Consider the following 21,084-nt stretch of genomic DNA (forward strand, 5'->3'; position numbering starts at 1 on the left):
TCTTTTTGTCATTTAGGGATAACTCATTTCTTCATCAATATGAAAAAATATACCTCCTCCCATTGCTGGCTTTTTGTCCTGATTCTCTTGATTTGTGGCTCGTGTCAATCAAATGAGAAACAGCATTTTCGTATCGGATTTTCACAATGTGGAATGGACGACCGTTGGCGAGAAGAAATGGTCGAAGGCATGAACAGAGAGCTAAGCTTTTACCCAGAGCTTAGTATGATTCTGAAGGACTCCAAATGGAATAACCAAACCCAATACGCTCAAATTGAAGAGCTTATCAACCTTCCTGTGGATTTACTCATTGTATCTCCCAATGATAGTAAGTTGCTGGAGCCAGTTATTACAAAGGCTTATCAAAAAGGAATACCCGTACTAGTAGTTGACCGTCGCGTTTTTTCTGACCAATTTACGGCTTTTGTGGGAGCAAACAACCTAGTTGTTGGGCAGCACGCTGGCGAATATGCCAATATTCTCCTTAATGGACATGGTCGAGTATTAGAAGTCGGTTTCGGTCCAAGAACAGCTCCTGCTATTGGACGTCACAATGGCTTTCACTCTGTTATTCAAAAATACCCTCATATTCAATACGTTGACTATCTGAACAAGGACTGGGCAGATAAAGACTTGAGAGAAGCTTTGACTCAAAAACTCTCAAAAAATCCCAATCTGACCGACTTAATCTTTGCCCATAACGACCGATGCGCTTTAATTGCCTATGATGTATGTAAGAATTTAGGCATAGAAAAAAAGGTTAAATTCATTGGCGTAGATGGTTTGGTCGGCAATAACCTAGGGCTGGATTTAGTAAAAAAGGGGATCATCAATGCCACCATTTTGTACCCTACAGGTGGCGAAGAGTCTATCCGTATCGCTGCCAAAATACTACGTAAACAAGCTTTTGAAAAAGAAAACGAGCTATTTACCAGTGTAATCGATGCCCAAAATGTGAATATCATGTTGGCTCAACTCAACAAGTTAAAAGAGCAACACGCTGATATTGAGCGACAAGCCACTCGAATCAAAGATTTGACCAAGATTTTTTCTTCCCAACAAGCTGTTTTGTATTTATCCTTTTTCTTCTTGATTTTACTATTGCTACTGGGTGCTGTGTTGTTTTACCTTTTCAGAGACCGTCAGGAATCCAATGTTCGCTTGTCAGAGCAAAATGAGGCTATTTTGAATCAAAAAAATGAAATAGAACGTATTTCGCTATTGGCCAAACAAGCTACTGAAGATAAACTTCGTTTTTACTCCTATATCTCTCACGAGTTTCGAACGCCTCTGAGTCTTATTTTGACACCAACGCAAGATATTCTTCACCGAAAAACCTTAGATGCCAGAGAAACTCGACAAGCTTTTTTGTTAATCCAGAAAAACGCCAATCGCCTTTTACGACTGGTTGATCAGTTGCTAGAATTAAGAAAAGTAGATTCTGGAAAAATGGAATTGAATCGCCAACAGCATGATTTAGTGAGTTTTATCAAAGATATTGTCAACGATTTTCAGGTAAAAGCTAAAAGTCAACAAATCGATTTACAGTTTATTTGCCCATTCAAAACCTTACCTTTTTCATTTGATGCCGAAAAGTTAGATAAAGTCTTTTTCAATATTATTTCCAATGCGTTCAAATACACGCCCGATGGTGGCGCTATCCACATTTCGTTATTGAAAAATGTGGAAAAGTTAGAGATTCTTATTGCTGACAATGGCATCGGGATGACCCAAGAAGAAAAAGAAAGAGCTTTTGATTTGTTTTATCGAGGCAATCAGAATATTTCGCTGGGAACAGGTTTGGGTTTGGCACTTTCTAGGGAATTTTTGACCTTACACCAAGGTGAAATAGAAGTCGAATCTCAAAAAGGAAAAGGTACCACCTTCAAAATTATTTTGCCTATGCTTGCATCAGAGGACATAGAAGGAATTTCTCAAATGCCACATTATACCAAAGAAGATATCGAACCCACGGTAGTGGTGGATACGCCTGCCGTGCAGCACCATGAAAATACGCTTGTTTTGATTGAAGATAATCCCGATTTACGACTTTTCTTGAAACAAAAATTACAACAATTCTATAATGTCGTAAGTGTAGAAACCGCCGAAGCGGGTTGGACAGAAATACTGAGCAATATCCCCGATTTGATTATTAGCGATGTGATGCTGCCAGGCATGGATGGATTTTCTTTGACACAAAAAATCAAAAATGACTTTCGTTCTTCGCATATTCCTGTGATTTTGTTGACAGCCAAAGGCCAAACCGAGAACCAAATCGAAGGAACTCGTGCAGGAGCAGATGCTTATATTCCGAAACCTTTTAATCAACAATTTTTAGAAGAAAAAATCAAAGGCCTCCTCGACAATCGTGATAGAATGCGTAGAAGATTTTCGGGAGAAATTACTAACCCTAGTCAAATACAAAAAGGTGAACGCAAATTCTTAGTAGAGTTTGAATTATTACTAGAAAAACACCTCACGGAAAGCACTCTTTCGGTCGAAAAACTCAGTCGAGAATTGGGTATGTCGAGGGTTCAGCTTTTTAGAAAAATTTCTGCCTTGACCAACAAAAATGTAACAGATTATATTGCCGACTTTAAACTCCTAAAAGCAAAAGCACTACTCAAAGAATCAGATAAAACCATCTCTGAAATAGCCTACGAACTTGGATTTAACAACCCTAGTTACTTCACGACTTTCTTCAAGCAAAAGACTCATCAAACGCCATCAGAATGGCGAAACAGTTGATGTAACATTATTTGAATCTATGCAACATAAGCAATAATTTTATTTCCCAATAATCAAATAAATTACTCATAATCAATACATTACAATAATGTATCAATTGTAAAACTCTTTGAAAGAAAACTGACAATAAACGCCTATAGTTTAGTCTAATTTTGGTTCATCAAAATTCAACAGTCTATCATGAATCAAAATTTAAAACTAGTATTATGGTCGTTATCTGCTGCATTAGGAGGCTTCCTATTTGGCTTCGACACTGCAGTTATTTCGGGCGTAGAACAAACCCTCCAGCACCTCTGGAACCTCAATGTATTTGAGCACGGACTTACCGTTTCGATTGCTTTAATCGGAACAGTATTAGGCTCTTTGTTGGGAGGTATTCCTGCACAGCAATACGGTCGTCGTTTTACCTTATTATTAATCGCTATCTTCTATTTAGTAGCCTCTTTGGGCACAGCTTTCGCTCCCAATTGGAGTATCTTCTTGTTGTTTAGATTTCTGGGTGGATTAGGCGTTGGAATTTCTTCGGTGGTAGCACCGATGTATATTTCCGAAATTGCACCGCCTAGCAAAAGAGGTCGATTGGTTGCCATGTTTCAGTTCAATGTGGTACTGGGCATTCTAATGGCGTATTTATCCAACTTCCTTTTATCCGAAGTATTTACAGAAGCTTGGCGCTGGATGCTCGGTATTCAGGCTTTACCTTCTATCTTATTCATCGTTACGGTTCTACTCATTCCTGAAAGTCCACGGTGGTTGGTATTGGTAAAAAAGGATTTTCAAACAGCCAAAACTATTCTTGAAACAATCGATGCGCAAAATGCAGAAAAGATTTTAGCACAAATTCAAGAAAATGCTCAATCACAAGGCAAAAGCAAATTCAGCTTACTTTGGCAACCTGCTTATCGTCGTCCGCTGACCTTGTCGGTACTATTTGCGGTGTTTAATCAAGTTTCTGGCATTAATGCTATTATTTATTTTGCTCCCCGCATTTTCGAAATGTCGGGACTGGGCAAAGAATCTTCACTTCTATCGTCTGCGGGAATAGGCTTAGTCAACTTGCTTTCTACACTTTTGGGAATCGCCATTATCGACAAATTTGGTCGCAGAGCACTTATGCGTTGGGGTTCGATTGGCTTGGTAGTAGCGCTAGTATTGGTGGCACAATCTTTCTATTGGGGAGGCAATAGCCTCTGGGTTCCTTTTTATCTCTTCCTATTTATTGGATTCTTTGGTTTTTCGCAAGGCGCTGTGATTTGGGTATTTATTGCCGAAATATTTCCCAACGAGGTGCGTGCCTATGGACAAGCGATTGGGAGTTTCACCCACTGGATACTGGCAGCCATCATCACCTTTACCTTTCCCTATTTGGCCGAAACCCTCGGAGGAGGTGTCACCTTTAGTTTTTTCGCTTTGATGATGATTATTCAAGGATTTTTTGCTTGGAAAATCATGCCTGAAACCAAAGGTACTAGTCTTGAAAATTCTGAAATAATCGTTTTAGCTCATTAAACCCTATTTCAAATGAAACAATTTGTATGCTTTGGCGAGATGCTTTGGGATATGCTTCCTAGTGGAAAAATCCCTGGTGGTGCTCCTATGAACGTAGCCATTCATCTCAAACATTTTGGTCATCAGGTATCTATTATCAGTCGTATCGGGAGCGATGACCTAGGCAAAGAGTTAATAGATTTTGTCAAAAGTAAAGCACTCAATTGTCAACTCATTCAGCAAGGCAATACCCATTTGACGGGCGTTGTAAAAGTCAATATGGATGACAAAAGCAATGTGACTTATAAAATCGTCAAACCTGTGGCATGGGACTATATACAGTCCGAACCTCTTGCCTTGGACACTGTTGCTCAGGCAGATTGTTTGGTATTTGGAAGTTTATCGGCACGCTCACCACAAAGTTTTGAAACACTAAAAGAGCTTTTGCAAGTTGCCAAATTCAAAGTACTAGATGTAAATCTCCGACCGCCATATTATGATACCACCACACTTTCGTATCTGATGACACAAGCCGATATGGTCAAGCTAAATCATCATGAGTTAGCAGAAATCTGTTCTTGGTTTTTTGTAGAAAATACCCTCGAAGAACAAATTTCAAGGTTAGCGACCCATTTCCAACTCAAGACGATATGTGTCACACTGGGTGCCGACGGGGCTGTGCTTTATCATCAAGGTTTGTATTATCGAAGCGAAGGTTTTCCAGTTGAGGTATGTGATACCATCGGTAGTGGCGATTCATTTTTGGCGAGTTTCCTATCTAGTTTTTTACAAAATGATAACTATGAATATGCCTTACAAAAAGCCTGTGCCGTTGGAGCGTTGGTAGCTACGCATCACGGTGCTACGCCATTTATTTCTGAAGAAAGTATTGAAAAATGTTTAGCGGAAAAGGCGCAAACAGATAAAATAAATGTGACGATGTCGTAAGGTAGTAAAAGCGTTTCAAGCCATATCTCCCAGAAAAGCTTTGTATCTCTTCGACATAGAAACACTCGATGCCTTTGTGCCTTTGCCACTTTGTCCCTCAAAAATCTTTAACTAATAAATCCTAAAATAATGAGAAAAAATTTATTACTCTTTTTCCTCTTGTCGATGTTGGGACTTTCCCAGCAATCACTTGCACAACAACGCACTATTACGGGTAAAGTAATAGCTGTCGAAACCAGAGAAACCTTGATTGGTGCCAATATCCAAATCACAGGCACAACCAAAGGAACATCTACAAATGCCGAGGGCTATTTTACGTTGACGGTTCCAGAAACGGCCAAAAGTTTGACGGTTTCTTATGTTGGTTATACCACACAAACAGTTACTATTGGCACACAAACCAATCTGGTTATTGCCCTTGAATCTAGCAATCAGCTCAACGAAGTTGTTGTGGTAGGTTATACTTCTTCACGCAAGCAGGATCTCACAGGCTCGGTTGCAGTGGTAGATATGAAACCGCTCAAAAATATTAGTTCGGGTAACCCAATGCAAGCCCTACAAGGTCGTGTGGCTGGTTTGTATATCGAAAAAGATGGCTCGCCTAATGGCTCAAACAGCCGTATTTTGATTCGTGGTGCCAATACCTTGGGCAATAACGACCCATTGTACATCATCGACGGTATTCCGACAACACGTCCAGAAGTTTTCCAAAACATTAGCCCAACCAATATCGAATCAGTGCAAGTATTGAAAGATGCCTCCGCTGAATCTATCTATGGTGCTCGTGCATCAAACGGGGTAATTATCGTAACGACCAAAAATGGTGGAAATACCAATGGAAAAGTAGAGTTCCAGTTCAATAGCAGTGTTTCTTTCCAGTCAGAAAAAGCAATGCGCTTCAAAATGCTTAATGCCGTTGACCGCGGTAGAGCCCTTTGGCAAGCATCCATAAACGATGGACAAGACCCAGCTTCGGGATATGGGGAAATTTACAATTTTGATTGGAACAAAAACTTTAGCAATCCTATACTCAATAGCGTTACGCCAAAACCTTTCGTGGGCGGCGACCCAAACACACCTGTTGGCGATACAGATTGGCAGTCGGTGATGTACAAAATGGGCGTAGTAACTCGCAACGACTTTACCATTTCGACAGGTAATAAAACGTCATCGTTGGAGGTAAACTTTGGTCAGTTGAAAAACACAGGTATGCTTCGTTTTACCAATTATGACCGTTTGAGCGGAAGTATCAATGCTATGACTCGTGCCTTCAATGATAAAGTTCGTATTGGCTTAAACCTTCGCGTGGCTAACTCAAACGAAACTCTTACTGCTACCGACTTGGGTGGTGCAACTACTACAGGTTTGGCAGTGAGTTTGGTACCAACTATTCCTGTGTACCAAAAAGACGGTGTGACGTATGCAGGTGCTTCAGGTGGTGGTTATTCTGACCGTAACAACCCGCTTCACATGCAGGATATTGCCAAATGGAACAATGCTAATCGTTTGAGTACTTTCGGAAATATCTTTATTGAAGTTCAACCTATTAAAAACTTATTTTTCAAAACCAATTTAGGGGTAGATAACGCTAGTTACCAAAACAAGATTATTACGCCAACTTTTTCAGAGGGAGCTTTTAACCGTACTACTAACAGTTTGACCTTTGACCAAAACCAATATTTGAGTTTAACTTGGTCAAATACACTTCGCTATAACTGGGATTTGAACGACAAACATCAATTCAAATTCTTATTGGGTACAGAATATATCAAAACAACACTCAATACGCAATTCTTGAAAAAAGAAGGATATGCCTTACAAAACGAAGACTATTTCACTTTGAGTGCAGGTACAGGTAATACAACACTTACAGGTAACGTAACAGGCAATATCCTTTTCTCTCAATTCGGACGTGTAGATTATACTTACAGCGATAAATATTTGGCAGCATTAACGGTTCGTCGCGATGGTTCGTCAAGATTTGGTACTGACAACCGCTATGGTATTTTCCCTGCGGCATCGTTGGGTTGGAAATTGGATAAAGAAGATTTCTTGAAAAACAATAATACTGTTTCTGAACTAAAACTTCGTGCAGGTATTGGTCGTGTAGGTAACCAACAAATTGGAGATATTGCTCGTTTTGGTTTGTTTGACACTCGCTATGGTACTACGCAAGCACAATTAGTAGGTGGTTTCTGGGAACAATACATGAACATCGGGACTGCTTATTCCTTATCTGGAGCTAATACAGGTACATTGCCATCAGGTTTTGTACAAACGCAAGCAGCCAACGCAGGTTTGAAATGGGAAACTACCGACGAAGTAAATGCTGGTATTGACTTTGCTTTTTTGAACAATAAATTCTTTGGTTCATTCGATTACTTTACTCGTCAAACTACTGGTATCTTGATTACTCCTCCAGTAGCAGCAACATTAGGCGAAGGCCAAACCAAAGCGGTAAATGGTGCATCTAAATCAAACAAGGGTTGGGAATTGGTATTGGGTTATCATGGTGAAGTAAACAACGGTTTGAAGTATAATGTATCAGCCAACTTTGCTCATTTTAGAGATAAAATCACTGAATTACCTGAAGAAGTTCGCCCAGCCTATCCTGGCAACTTAGTAAGCACTATTATCGGACATTCGCAGTTTGATATTTTCGGTTACAAAACTGCTGGTTTATTCCAGTCACAAGCTGAAGTAGATGCTGCGCCACAGCAAGTAGGTGCTGCCCCAGGACGTATTCGCTATGTAGATATTAATAATGATGGTAAAATCGACGACCTTGACCGCACTTGGATTGGTACTACTTTGCCAGCATTGGAATACGGTATTCGTTTTGATATGACTTACAAAAACTTTGACCTGTCCTTGTTTGGTTCGGGTATAGCGGGACGTACAGGTTTTGATGTGTACACCACTTATAACAACCTCATGCGTAGCCGTGAAAACGTAGGACCTGGCGTATTCGATGCTTGGACTCCGCAACACACTAACACAACAGTGCCAGCGCTTACCTTGAAGGACAATAACAACGAGACTCGTACTTCGGACTATTTTATGGTAAATACTTCGTACTTCAAAATGCGTAATGTTCAAGTGGGTTATACGCTTACACCAAAAGCTGTTTTCTCGAAGCTACGTGTGTATGTAATGGGCGAAAACTTATTCTGGATTAAAAGCAAAAGCTACCAAGGTCCAGACCCTGAGCGAATCGACATCAACCCTGTACCAATTCCACAAACATTCACATTCGGTGTAAACGCATCGTTTTAAAGCAATAGGCTCTAGGCGATAGGCTATCGGCATCAATAGATATTTTGACGCTAGTATTGAAAGTACACTACGTAAATCATTTAGGCTGTAGTTCTCATTGCTTAAAGCATACAGCTTACAGCCTAAAGCAACCATTGTAAACTCATGAAAAGAAAAATATTTTCCCTCTTATTTGTCACTGGCTTACTTACCATGAACTCGTGTAAAGATGCCCTTGATTATACACCAAAAGGTGTGCTGTCCTCATCTGATTTAACCTCTCCTACGGCTGTGGAAGGCTTAGTAACTGCCGCTTATGCCGCTATTGGCAATGGCGACATGATTGGTCCGATTTATAGTAACTGGGTCTACGGAAGTGTACGCTCCGATGATGCCTACAAAGGCGGTGGCGGTACAGGCGACGTTGGTGAAATCGATGCCATTGAGCATTATAACCTCGTTACGCCCTCTATTAACTCGTTTGTAACTCGTACTTGGCAAAATCTATTTAAGTCGATTTCAAGATGTAATGTAGCATTGCGTGCAGTAAACTCACTTAGCGAAGCTAGCTATCCTAACAAAAAGACTCGCTTGGCTGAACTTCGTTTCTTACGTGCACATAGCTATTTTACGATGAAGCTTTTGTATAAAAATATTCCCATTTTTGACGAAAATGCTTCAGCTGAAGAAATACTAAAGGTGTCAAATAGCTTAAGTAACGAGGAGTCATGGAATAAAATTGCGGCAGATTTTCAGTTTGCCATTGATAACCTTCCAAGCTCTCAGCCAGAATTGGGTCGTGCCAACAAAGTGGCAGCTCAGGCCTATTTGGCAAAATTGCGTTTGTACCAAGCATACGAACAAAATGAAACACACCAAGTTGTCAATATCAATAAAACTCGTTTACAGGAAGTAGTTAATTTAACTCAGGCAGTAATTTCTTCAGGTAAATACAGTTTGAGTAAAGATATTGCTGATAACTTTTTGGCAGAAACTGAAAATGGCTCTGAATCGATTTTTGCTATTCAGTTTACCATAAATGACGGTACGACTTCTGGACGCTTGAATTTTGAAGATGGATTAAATTATCCTCACGGAGCACCTCAGTATGGCTGTTGCGGATTTCATGCACCAAGCCAAAACTTGGTAAATGCCCACGCTACAGACGAAAATGGTTTACCAAAATTTGATACCTTCAACGATTCGAATATCGACTTGAATACCGCTACTGTCGACCCACGTCTTGACCATACCGTAGGTATTGATGGTCACCCGTACAAATACGATAACACCAAGCCATTCAGTAATAGCTGGGTGCGTGATGCTGGGGTTTATGGTAATTTTCACTCGATGCGTGCTCAACAATTAGCAAGTAGTTCTTCGTATTTCAAACTTGGACCATTTATGGGAACTGCTAAAAACTACGATATTTTGCGCTACGACGATGTATTGTTAATGCAAGCAGAAGCCTACATCGAATTGGGACAACAAGCAAGCGCATTGCCACTTATCAACCAAGTGAGAAAACGTGCATCAGAAAGTACTGGCAGACTCAAAAAAGCAGATGGCACTTTTGCTTCGAAGTATTTGGTAAAAGAATACACTACCACAGGCTGGACACAAGCTTATGCTCGTAAAGCCTTACAATGGGAACGTCGTATGGAGTTTGCTACTGAAGGTCCTCGCTTCTTTGACTTGGTTCGTTGGGGTATCGCCGAACCTACGTTGAATGCCTATATCAATAAGGAAAAAACCAGACGTACCTTCTTGAATACTGCCAAATTTACCGCAGGTCGTGATGAGTACTTACCGATTCCTCAAGCAGAAATTACCTTTACCAATGGTTTATACAAACAAAACCCAGGTTACTAAAGGTATTGTGTGAATTGGTGGTTGAGAAAATGAGTGATTTATCTGATTATAGGACAAAATGAGTAAGGGACATTCAGATGTTTGGACTTCACCACTGAATTTTATGAAAACAGTTTTAAAATGTTTAAAAGGTGAGTCCAAGACTAAGTCTTGAACTAGGAACGACTAGAAACTTCAATTTTGTCCAGTAAAGAGAAAATTCATATAAATTGGGAAAAATGGAGACTTTAGGGGGAGCGAAGGTTTTAAGCATTGGTTTGGCCACCTCCTTCTACTGTTCTTTTGTTTGATATTTCCCACAAAAAAGCCCTCAAGAAACATCTTGAAGGCTTTTTACTTATCTATCCCTTTTTACTTAAACAAATGATACAGGTCTCATTGTAGCAACCTAAACCATCAAACTAACTCAATAATACATTAACCTTAAAACACCAGAAATATTCTTAGCAACTTTCAACGTTTGTCTTGTATAACCATATTCGTTGTCGTACCAAACATATAGCACAACGCTTTTTCCATCTTTTGACACAATCGTCGCTCTACTATCAAATACAGATGGACTTGGGCTTCCGATAATATCAGAAGAAACTAATTCTTCGGACATAGAATACTGAATCTGCTCAACTAAATCTCCCTTGAGTGAAGCCTTACGAATTACTTCATTTACCTCCTCTTTTGTTACCGTGCGTCCTATTTGTAGGTTCAATACGGCCAAAGAACCATTAGGCGTTGGCACACGAATCGCATTTCCAGTCAATTTGCCTGCCAACTCAGGAATTACTTTGGCTACTGCTTTGTCTGCCCCAGTTTCGGTAATTACTAAATTTTGTGCTGCCGAACGACCTCTTCTTGATTTTGGATGATAATTATCCAACAAGTTTTGGTCATTAGTGTAAGAGTGAACCGTTTCGATATGTCCTCTTTCTATGCCTAATTCTTGATGAATAACCGACAAAATCGGAACGATGGCATTTGTAGTACATGAAGCAGCCGAAAATATATTTTCACCTTCTTCATACGCCAAATTATTGACCCCAGCTACAATATTCGGAATATCGCCTTTGCCTGGCGCTGTCAATAATACTTTGCTAACTCCTTTTGCCAGAAGGTGTTTACTCAACCCCTCTCGGTCTCGTTTTACACCCGTATTATCAATCACCAAAGCATCATCAATATCGTATTGTGTATAATCAATCGACTCAGGCGAAGAGGCGTTAATCATTTGCACACGTTGTCCATTGATAATCAGGCATCTATTTTCTTCGTCAACGGCAACTGTTCCAGCAAATGGACCATAAATAGAGTCATTTCTGAGCAAATCAGCACGTTTGTAAATATCTTCTGCCGAACGGTCACGGGTTACGATGGCTCTCAAACGCAACTGTTCGCCTTTGCCTGCCATACTTACCAACATACGTGCCGCCAAACGACCAATACGTCCAAAACCATATAAAACCACATCTTTGGGCGTCAAACAAAGTCGATCTTTTCCAATAAAATCGCCCAACTTAGTTACGACAAATTGCTTGGCATTATCGTATAATACAGATTCTTGCAACCACTCACTTCCCAAACGCCCCATGTCTATGCGTGATGGTGAAATTTCTATCTCATGAATAGCCTGAGCCAATTCTAATGTTACTTGTACTGTAATAGGTTGACCAATAAAATTCTGTGCGTAATCATGTAAACTTAACAAGCCCGAAGAGCTCACATCAAACATTTGGTTTCTAAAAAGCAGCAATTCTACCGATTTTTCAAACCAAAGTTTACCTACCACATTTACCAATTCCAGCGCTGCTTTTTCATCTTCAATCCAATGACTCAGTTCTTGTTCATAAATAGATTCTTGTATCATGATTTACTCGTTTCAAGGTTTGTTTTGTTATAAGAAAAGATTTGTGACAAATCTTGATACAAAAGTAAGATGGCGGAATATTAATTCTAAGCGAAATTTCGCTAAATATCTATAGGTATAAATACTGAGGATTTTTCGTTCATACCAAACTTACGCCATATCGAATAGATTGGATGTATAAAGTCCTTCTGAATGTTTAATTTTTTATTAAAATCCTGCTAAATTTTATTTAAACGCCATTTTTCAAGGAAACTCTTCACTATCTTGACTTGTTTTAGGTTGTAAATCCTTTATTTCAAATCATTTAGCTGTGTAGAGAAAGACAAAATACTCTTTATTTCTTTGAAAAGATTTTTTAGAACATTCTATAAAAAGTCCTAAATCCTATTACCTTTGCAACACCAACCTCAAACAGGCTTTAAGCCGTAAATGCCCATGATTTTCTAATATTTAGTCCCTACGTGGTACTTTATTTTCCCCTCTTATTTTCCTAGTCAAAAACTAGGCTTTTCTGCTTTATAAAAAGCTATATTATTTTACCATTATCTTATCGTATCGCAATTCTCAATGAAAAAATACATTGAACTATTCCTCGAAGCTATTCGTGGAGAAGAACAGAATTATACTCAAATGAGCATTAATCGAGCGATTTTTCTTTTATCTATTCCTATGATATTAGAAATGATCGGAGAATCGCTCTTTGCAATTGTTGATGCCTTTTTTGTATCTAAAATTAGCATAGAAGCCATCGCTACCGTTGGGTTGACCGAATCGGTACTTACCCTGATTTATTCGGTTGCCATAGGTCTTAGCTCGGCAGCTACCGCCATTGTCTCACGTCGAACAGGCGAAGGAAACCCCGAAGCGGCCGCTCATGCCGTATCTCAGGTAATTCTTATTTCCTTAGTTTTATCGGCGCTCGTTGGAATTCCTGGGGCAATTTTTGCTGAACAAATCCTCGCACTTATGGGTGGCGAACCTCATTTGATTGAGCAAGGAGCCTTGTTTACTCGCTTGATGTTTATTAGTAGTCCTGCTGTAATTTTACTTTACACACTCAGCGGTGCATTGCGTGGTGCAGGAGATGCCTCTACGGCGATGCGTTCGATTATTTTGGCCAATATCATCAATATGGCACTCGATGCTCTCTTGATTATGGGGTTAAAGTTTGGGGTAGAAGGCGCAGCCATTGCCACTACTACAGGTAGAACTATTGGCGTATTATACCAATTATGGTCTTTACAAAAAGGGCAAGGCAACCTTCGCTTAGAATTGAGATTACTCAAACCAGACTGGGCTGTCCTCAAAAACTTGATTGCTATTGGTTCGGGTGGTACAGGGCAATTCTTGATTCAGTCGGCAAGTTGGATTTTCTTAACGCGTATTATCTCAAGTTTCGGAAGCGACGCCGTGGCAGGTTATACTATTGCTATCAGAATTATCGTGTTTACGATTTTGCCAGCATGGGGTATGGCGAATGCCGCCGCTACCTTGATGGGACAAAATTTAGGCGCTAAACAGCCTGACCGAGCTGAGAAATCTGTTTGGAGAACCGCTTTTTACAATATGATATTTCTATTGTTGGTAGGCTTATTGTTTTTAGGTTTTGCGGAGAACTTCATTTCAATTTTCAACAATAATCCCAAAGTCGTAGAAGTAGGTGTTTTATGTTTGCAAATCATGAGTGCGGGCTATCTCTTTTTTGGCTACGGAATGGTCATCGGACAAGCACTCAATGGTGCTGGCGATACTCGCACGCCAACGATTATGAACTTTATTTGTTTCTGGCTCATCGAAATACCTTTGGCTTATCTGATGGCGCAATACTGGCATTGGGGGCCGCTTGGGGTATTCTTATCCATCGCCATTGCCGAATCTATTTTGGCACTGATGGGCATTTATTTCTTCAAAAAAGGTCGCTGGAGAACGATGAAGGTATAAATTGAGTGATTGTAAAAATCGAATTCCATCAGTAGAGACTCAATGATTGCGTCTTGAGAGGTATCTTTCTGAAATATAGTATCAAAAAAGGGGTTGGAATTTATTTTCCGACCCCTTTTTTTGATATGTGACTCAACCTTAGACGCAAAGTATGGCGTCTCGCCTGAAGGCATACAAATTTTTACAATAATGACTCATGTGTGTTAAACTCTATTTTACTTCAAAAGCTCTGCTATTTCGGTATTTTCCTGCATCAATGCATTTTTGAGAGGGGTGTTCCCAAAACGATCTTGGAGACGCTTGTTGGCTCCTGCCTGCAATAATACTTTGACTAAAGAAAGATGCCCAAAAGTAGCTGCAAAACTCAAAGCTGTAGCGCCATTACCATTTTGAATATTAGGATTTGCCTTTTTTACTAATAATAATTGTGCGATTTCGGTATATCCTTTAAAAGTAGCTCCCATCAAGGCCGTATTGCCAGAGGTATCTGCAATATCAGGATTTGCGCCTTTTTCTAATAAATATTTTACTAAATCTGTTTGTTGATTATACACTGCCAAGATTAAGGGTGTAAAGCCTTTATGGTCTTGAGCGTCAATAGAAAACCCTTGTTTTAATAAAGATTCTACGGTTGTTTTATCGCCTTCACGACAAGCATTCCAAATAGATTGTTGTGCCTGTGCTGTATGTATGATGAGAGTGAAACACAATACAAAAAGTATATTTTTCATAAAATGAAAAGCCTAAAAGTGGTAAATATTATTGAGCTGTTGAACCGATGAAACAGATTCTGGTAAATTCATATTCTTCAGACTTACAGCTGGTGTTTTGAGCAAAGCAGCCACGATAGAATCAATAACTCCGTCTGGTAGCTCTTGCTTATGTTGTTGTAATTTTTCTTGAATGGTAGATTTATAATGTTGTTTCAAGGAAGCTAAAAACTGGTTGATAGGTAATGAATCATACCATTTCATAAATTGTGCTAACTCTTGCTCAATAATCGTTTGAACTTCGGTAACTGCTGCTTGGCTTTCGGTCTTGTTCACCTGAATTTTTTCAACCAAAGTATCAATATTGATTAACTGAACCGACTGCTTTGTTTGTTCAGATATAGAAATACTTGCTGGAACAGCTAAATCAACCAATACTTTAGGAAAAGTAGATTTACGGAAAAAGGTATCTTGAATTAAATCTTTCACGCCAATACTTGAAATAACCACATCAAAATCAGAAAAGTATTGAGGTATTTCCGAAAAAGGAAAGTAAAAGTAAGAATCTCTCGATTTAGCAAGTGCTTGGGCTTTTTCGAGAGTGCGATTGGCAATTACCACATTTTCAAAACCTTGTGAAACCAAATATTTGACCACATCTTTAGCGATTTCTCCAGCTCCCAATAACAATACTTTTGCTTGTTTGCCTACGAGTCTTCTGGCGTGCTCCACTGCCAAATAACTCGTAGATTGAGAGCCTTTCAAAAAGGCGGTTTCATTACTAATTCGCTTAAATGAACGAAAAACTTGTTGAAACAAGCGCTCAAATGCTCCCGAAATAAGCCCCATGCTTTGACTCTGTAAATAAGCACTTTTGACTTGCTGAATAATTTGTTTGTCGCCCAAAACCATTGAATGTAATCCCATCGCCACCTCCATCATATACTGAGCTGACTCTTGAGTAGTTTCAATAACTTTAAGCAAATGTCCACCAATCCATACATTCTTAAAAGTCAACATCTGTTCAATCATGTCTTTAGCGGATGTAGTTTCGGACTCGAAATACAATTCAGTTCGGTTACAAGTTGATAGAAGCATCAAGGATTTGACGTCTTCATGAGCTTGAAAATTTGCCAAAAAGGTTTGCACCTCCTCCTCCGAGAACTGCAATTGTCCACGAACTGCAACATCAGCAGTTTTATATGAAAGCGATATGACTTTGATAGATGGCATGGTATGATGAATCATTTTTATATTAGTGGTTAGGCAATAGGTATTAGCTTAAACATTCGTTGACAGTATTGTTTTACTTTTCAAAATACGCTCCTAAATCCTGCCCGATTTGGTTTGATATAAAGAAAAGCAAATCAAGAGCTATCAATAAAATGATGACTAATTCCTATTGCCTTTTGGCCTAATTATAACTTATTTTCTAAACAAGGCTTCAACTTCCTCACGGCTAAAGTTGAGAGCTTTAGCCAAACGAGTACCGTAATCCGCATCAGCTAGGTAGAAATAGCCTACCATTTTGCGAGCTACATCTTTGTTTTTGACAGCCGCCAAATCACCAGATAAGTTTTTAATCAAACTTACTTTATCTGTTTCGGACAAAGAGCGGTAAAAATCACCTGCTTGCTTAAAATCATTAGGCTTTGTGATTTTTTGCTGAACTGTAGTCACATTGGTAAACTTCGAAACTGAGTATTTATATTGTGCATTGTCAGTTAAAGCATCAGCCGCAACACTTGGTTGATAGTTTACATCAGAAGTTTTGTGGCGATTGCTGAAAGCACCATCTTGGTTGTATGTATTCACAGCCGCTCTTGGTGCATTAATAGGAAGCTGTTGAAAATTGCCTCCTATGCGGTGACGTTGCGTATCGGTGTAAGAAAATAAGCGACCTTGCAAAAGTTTGTCTTCAGATGGCTCTATGCCTGGTACCAAATTGGCAGGCGCAAAAGCCGACTGCTCAACTTCTTCAAAGAAATTATCAGGTACACGGTTTAAAGTCATTTTACCAACCTTTGTCAACGGAGCAATTGACTCTGGCCAAACTTTTGTAACATCTAGTGGATTAAAATCGAATTTATCTAAATCTTCTGGCTTTAAGATTTGTACAAATAAATCCCAAGAAGGGAAGTTTCCTTTTTTAATATTATCATATAAATCTACCGTAGCATGCTGGAAATCTTGGGCTTGTACTTTGGCAGCTTCATCAGCAGTAAGGTTTTTCACACCCTGATTCGTTTTCCAAGTATATTTTACATAACTCACTTCGCCAGCTTCATTTACCCACTTGAAAGCATGAACACTCGACCCATCCATTTGACGATAATTAGCAGGGATACCAAAGTCCGAATACACACGTGTCAACATGTGTGTTCCCTCTGGAATATGTGAGAAAAAATCAAACACACGGTTGGGATCTTGCTTGTTATAAATAGGCGATGGTTTGAAAGCGTGTACCATATCTGGAAACTTGATGGCATCGCGAATAAAAAATACAGGAAGGTTATTACCAACGATATCATAATTGCCTTGCTCGGTATAAAACTTAGTAGCAAAACCACGTGGGTCACGCAAGGTTTCTGGTGAACCATTTCCATGAACTACGGTAGAAAAACGAACAAAAACTGGTGTTTTTTTACCTTTAGCCGCAAACAAAGCCGCTTTGGTATATTTTGAAAATTCGCCTTCTGAGACAAATTCACCATAAGCCCCAGCGCCACGTGCATGTACCACACGCTCAGGAATACGCTCACGGTCGAACGAGGCTAGTTTTTCAATCAAATGGATATCTTCTAGCAACACTTGTCCATTTTGTCCGATTGTTTTAGAGTTTTGATTATCTCCAACAGGAGAACCATTGTTAGTAGTTAGGGGAGTTTGTGCAACTGCAACAGTCGATGATAATAGCGCCAGAGCAGCAATTTTTATGGATTTATTCATGTGTTTGTTAATAACTGTTATGTTATGTTTACATGACAAAATTGCTGACTCGAGAATTATAAATCAAATTGATATTTTATATATAATTATAGATTTAAACTATATTTTATTTTTAAACTATAGTTATAACTTATATTACAAGGACTTAAAGGGAGGGACAGAGGGGCAGGGGCAGAGGCACAAAGGCACAAAGTGAAGTTACTACTCACTTTATGCCTTTGTGCCTCTGCCCCTCTTTCTTTACCTAACCTCTATCCTCTCTCCCCTTGCCCACTCTGTGCCTTTGTGCCCGTTCCCTCTGCCCCTCTTTGCCTATCCCCTATCCCCTCTTCCACTTTGTGCCTTTGTGCCTGTTCCCTTTGTCCCTCCTCATATCGTCTGCGAAAAAAGCCTGTGTTGGGGATTTTCTCTAATCATGCGCATATCAAATGCCATACAGATATTGCGGATAAACGTTTTGCCAGCTTCCAAAACCTCTACGCCGTGGTCGTGCAAAACAATTAAATCGTCTTCTATAAATGGTTGAAGTCTTTCGAATAAGGCTTCTTTTTCTTCAGAAGTCCAAGTATTTGTATCCCAAGTAGTCTTGAATCGACAAATCAGATTGAGGATTTGCTCACGAACTTTGAGGTCTTCTTGATTCAAAATATGTCCACGATGAAGCGGAAGTTTATTTTGGTTGATACTATCCATGTAGGTCTCAATCTCTTTTACATTCTGAGCAAAAGCAGTCCAAGAGTCACTGATAGAAGATACACCCAAACCAATCATCACTTTGGTCTTTGTGGTGGTATAGCCCATAAAATTACGATTAAGCGTGCCATTTTGTCGAGCTACATACATCGAATCATTAGCCAATGCAAAGTGGTCCATACCTATTTCGAAATAACCATTTGCCTCCAACATCGCTCTACCCTTTTCATATAACTGACGTTTCAAAGCAGGACTTGGGAGATCTTCATCCTTAAATCCTCGTTGACCATTGCCTTTAATCCAAGGTACGTGAGCGTAGGAATAAAACGCAATACGGTCGGGTTTAAGAGCAATCGTTTTTTGAATGGTATCTTCAATACTGGCTAAAGTCTGAAATGGTAATCCAAATACCAAATCATGGCTGATAGAGGAATATCCTAATTTTCGGCTCAATTCTGTCACTTGTTTTACCTGTTCAAAAGGCTGAAAACGGTGAATTGCCGTTTGAACTCGCAAGTCATAATCTTGCACGCCGTAACTTACACGCGTAAAACCTAATTGATGCAATACCTCCAAATGTTCGGCTGTGGTATTGCCTGGGTGTCCTTCAAAACCAAATTCTATTTCATCTGCTAATGTAGCTTTTGCTAAAATGCCTTTTACCAAACGAGCGAGATTTTGAGGCTTGAAAAAACTTGGTGTACCACCTCCAAAGTGTATTTCGGCGATTCGTGGAGTTTCGGATAATAAAGCGGTGTACATATCCCATTCCTTCAAAAGGGCGTCGATATAAGGTTCTTCTACCGAGTGGTTTTTAGTAATACGCTTATTACAACCACAAAAAGTACAAAGACTTTCGCAATATGGCAGGTGGATATAAAGACTGATTCCTTGATGATTGCTTTCGGCAAAACTTTTTTGCAAGCTTTCTATCCAAGCTTTTTCTGTAAACTGTTCTACTTTCCAGAACGGAACCGTAGGATAACTTGTGTAGCGTGGACCAGGAACATTATATTTTTGGATAAGGCTAATCGTTGTCATAATATTGATTACATGATTTTCTCTCAAAACTAAAATGAAACGAAAGTCTTCAGAATGATTTTTATCATATGTAAAACTGATTAGGATAACCAAGCCCAAGCAAGCAACTCCTTTAGCTTGAATATATCTTTGCTTGAAGTTCAAAAATCTTTGGTTTTCATATCCTTGTCGTAACTTTGCTCTTACAACGAAACAGATACATGGCTGGTTGATTTTTGATAAGAGTAAGAAGATGAATAGTTGTTGCACAATCGGACGCAAAATTTAAGCTAACTTCTCACTTTGTGCCTATGTGCTTTTTCACTTAATCCCTTTTAAAAATTTACGAACCAGCAATAATATTTTAAATCGAAAAAAATGCGTAAATTATCCATGGATGAGCTCAATCGCTTGTCTGCCGAAGAGTTTAGAGCTATCGAAAAATTGCCTTATATTTTGATTTTGGATGACATCAGAAGTATGAACAATGTAGGTTCTGTGTTTAGAACAGCTGATGCTTTCAAAGCTGAAAAAATCTATTTATGCGGTATTACAGCAACACCTCCTCATAGAGAAATCCAGAAAACAGCGCTTGGTGCGGACGAAACCGTTGATTGGGAACACGCTCCAGATGTGGTTGAGTTAATCGAAAAGTTACAAGCAGAGGGCTATACAGTCATTGCCATTGAACAAGTAGAAGGTAGTACCTCCTTGCTAGATTTCCAGCCGAAAAAGACCGAAAAATATGCTTTTATCTTCGGAAATGAGGTTTTTGGAGTAAATGAAACAGCCGTAAAAAAAGCCAATTATTGTTTAGAAATTCCTCAATATGGTACTAAACATTCCTTAAACATTTCGGTAACAGCAGGCATTATTTGTTGGCATTATGTAGCAGGAATTCAATAAGTGTAGAGTTCAGAATGTTGAGTTTTGAGTTTTTTACAAAATATCTACAAACGTTTATTAAAACAGATTTTGTAAATACCTTTCTTGCCAAAACCCTTTATTATTCAAGCATTTCTAAGAAAAGGAATAATCTAATGTTAAATTTTGAGCCCAAAGTGAAAACTTAATACAAATTACTTTTTTCGCTTTGGGCATTTTTATACTTTCGATTTATTAATAATTATTTAACAATATCTTAATATTAACCTGTCATGAAATCTGATAAAAAGCAACTCGTTGACGAAATATCGGCTTTGATTTTGTCTAACCTCAAAGGCCTTAATGAAAAAAGTGCTAAGAAATTAGTAAAAACTGTAGACAAGGCTTCTGAAGAAATCGCAAAGAAATATGCGAAACTTCAAAAAGATGAAGAAGAAGCCAAAGAAAAAGCTGAGAAAAAAGCAGCAGAAAAAATTAAAGAACAATCTAAAAAAGTAGCAAAAGCTAAAGCTAAAGAAGCCGAAAAAGCAGCATTTGATGCAAAAATCGCTCTTGTTACAGGCTCAGAAGCAACTGAAGCTCCTGCCAAAAAATCTTCTAGCAAAAAATCATCAACTCCAGCCGTAGAAGAAGCTCTATCTTCAGAATCAGCAGAATAATACTGAAACAAATACCTTTTATCACAGGAATAGAAGAGTTTGTCAAAAAGAATTACGA

The 21,084-nt window shown here is 39.0% G+C and carries 13 protein-coding genes; 8 read left to right on the top strand and 5 right to left on the bottom strand.

The annotated features are described in order from the left end of the window. The first annotated feature begins 39 nt into the window (after positions 1-39). From QM524_RS08435 to QM524_RS08455, 5 genes are all read left to right on the top strand, one after another. On the top strand, positions 40-2,748 hold the full coding sequence (locus QM524_RS08435; protein WP_283344219.1) for a substrate-binding domain-containing protein: 2,709 nt from the start codon (positions 40-42) through the stop codon (positions 2,746-2,748). 180 nt (positions 2,749-2,928) lie between these two features. Next, a complete protein-coding gene (locus QM524_RS08440; protein ID WP_283344220.1) occupies positions 2,929-4,257 on the top strand; it encodes a sugar porter family MFS transporter in 1,329 nt (442 codons plus the stop codon). 12 nt (positions 4,258-4,269) lie between these two features. After that, positions 4,270-5,184: a carbohydrate kinase family protein gene (locus QM524_RS08445; protein WP_283344221.1), complete on the top strand. Its 915-nt coding sequence runs from the start codon at positions 4,270-4,272 to the stop codon at positions 5,182-5,184. Positions 5,185-5,313: 129 nt separating this feature from the next. Beyond that, positions 5,314-8,460 carry a SusC/RagA family TonB-linked outer membrane protein gene (locus tag QM524_RS08450; protein WP_283344222.1) on the top strand — a complete coding sequence of 1,049 codons (3,147 nt, stop codon included), beginning with the start codon at positions 5,314-5,316 and terminating at the stop codon, positions 8,458-8,460. A 144-nt stretch (positions 8,461-8,604) separates the two neighbouring features. Continuing rightward, on the top strand, positions 8,605-10,311 hold the full coding sequence (locus QM524_RS08455) for a RagB/SusD family nutrient uptake outer membrane protein (RefSeq protein ID WP_283344223.1): 1,707 nt from the start codon (positions 8,605-8,607) through the stop codon (positions 10,309-10,311). A 406-nt stretch (positions 10,312-10,717) separates the two neighbouring features. On the opposite strand, the gene QM524_RS08460 is transcribed toward QM524_RS08455, so the two are convergent. Then, positions 10,718-12,169: a glyceraldehyde-3-phosphate dehydrogenase gene (locus tag QM524_RS08460; protein WP_283344224.1), complete on the bottom strand. Its 1,452-nt coding sequence runs from the start codon at positions 12,167-12,169 to the stop codon at positions 10,718-10,720. 567 nt (positions 12,170-12,736) lie between these two features. On the opposite strand from QM524_RS08460, the gene QM524_RS08465 reads away from it, so the two are divergent. Continuing rightward, on the top strand, positions 12,737-14,110 hold the full coding sequence (locus QM524_RS08465; protein WP_283344225.1) for an MATE family efflux transporter: 1,374 nt from the start codon (positions 12,737-12,739) through the stop codon (positions 14,108-14,110). Positions 14,111-14,325: 215 nt separating this feature from the next. On the opposite strand, the gene QM524_RS08470 is transcribed toward QM524_RS08465, so the two are convergent. The 4 genes from QM524_RS08470 to hemN form a co-directional block, all read right to left on the bottom strand. Beyond that, positions 14,326-14,841, bottom strand: a complete 516-nt coding sequence (locus tag QM524_RS08470; RefSeq protein WP_283344226.1) for an ankyrin repeat domain-containing protein — start codon at positions 14,839-14,841, stop codon at positions 14,326-14,328. A gap of 12 nt (positions 14,842-14,853) precedes the next feature. After that, a complete protein-coding gene (hemA, locus tag QM524_RS08475) occupies positions 14,854-16,068 on the bottom strand; it encodes a glutamyl-tRNA reductase (protein ID WP_283344227.1) in 1,215 nt (404 codons plus the stop codon). Positions 16,069-16,245: 177 nt separating this feature from the next. Then, positions 16,246-17,769, bottom strand: a complete 1,524-nt coding sequence (locus QM524_RS08480) for a catalase (protein WP_283344228.1) — start codon at positions 17,767-17,769, stop codon at positions 16,246-16,248. Between the two features lie 369 nt (positions 17,770-18,138). After that, on the bottom strand, positions 18,139-19,647 hold the full coding sequence (gene hemN, locus QM524_RS08485) for an oxygen-independent coproporphyrinogen III oxidase (RefSeq protein ID WP_310586444.1): 1,509 nt from the start codon (positions 19,645-19,647) through the stop codon (positions 18,139-18,141). A 213-nt stretch (positions 19,648-19,860) separates the two neighbouring features. Here hemN and QM524_RS08490 point away from each other — a divergent pair, with 213 nt between their 5' ends. Continuing rightward, a complete protein-coding gene (locus tag QM524_RS08490; protein ID WP_166580096.1) occupies positions 19,861-20,388 on the top strand; it encodes an RNA methyltransferase in 528 nt (175 codons plus the stop codon). A 251-nt stretch (positions 20,389-20,639) separates the two neighbouring features. Continuing rightward, entirely contained in the window at positions 20,640-21,026 is a 387-nt protein-coding gene (locus QM524_RS08495) for a hypothetical protein (protein WP_095167403.1), read from the top strand. The last annotated feature ends 58 nt before the right edge of the window (positions 21,027-21,084 follow it).

This window comes from Flectobacillus roseus (assembly GCF_030056595.1).
GTDB lineage: Bacteria > Bacteroidota > Bacteroidia > Cytophagales > Spirosomataceae > Flectobacillus > Flectobacillus roseus.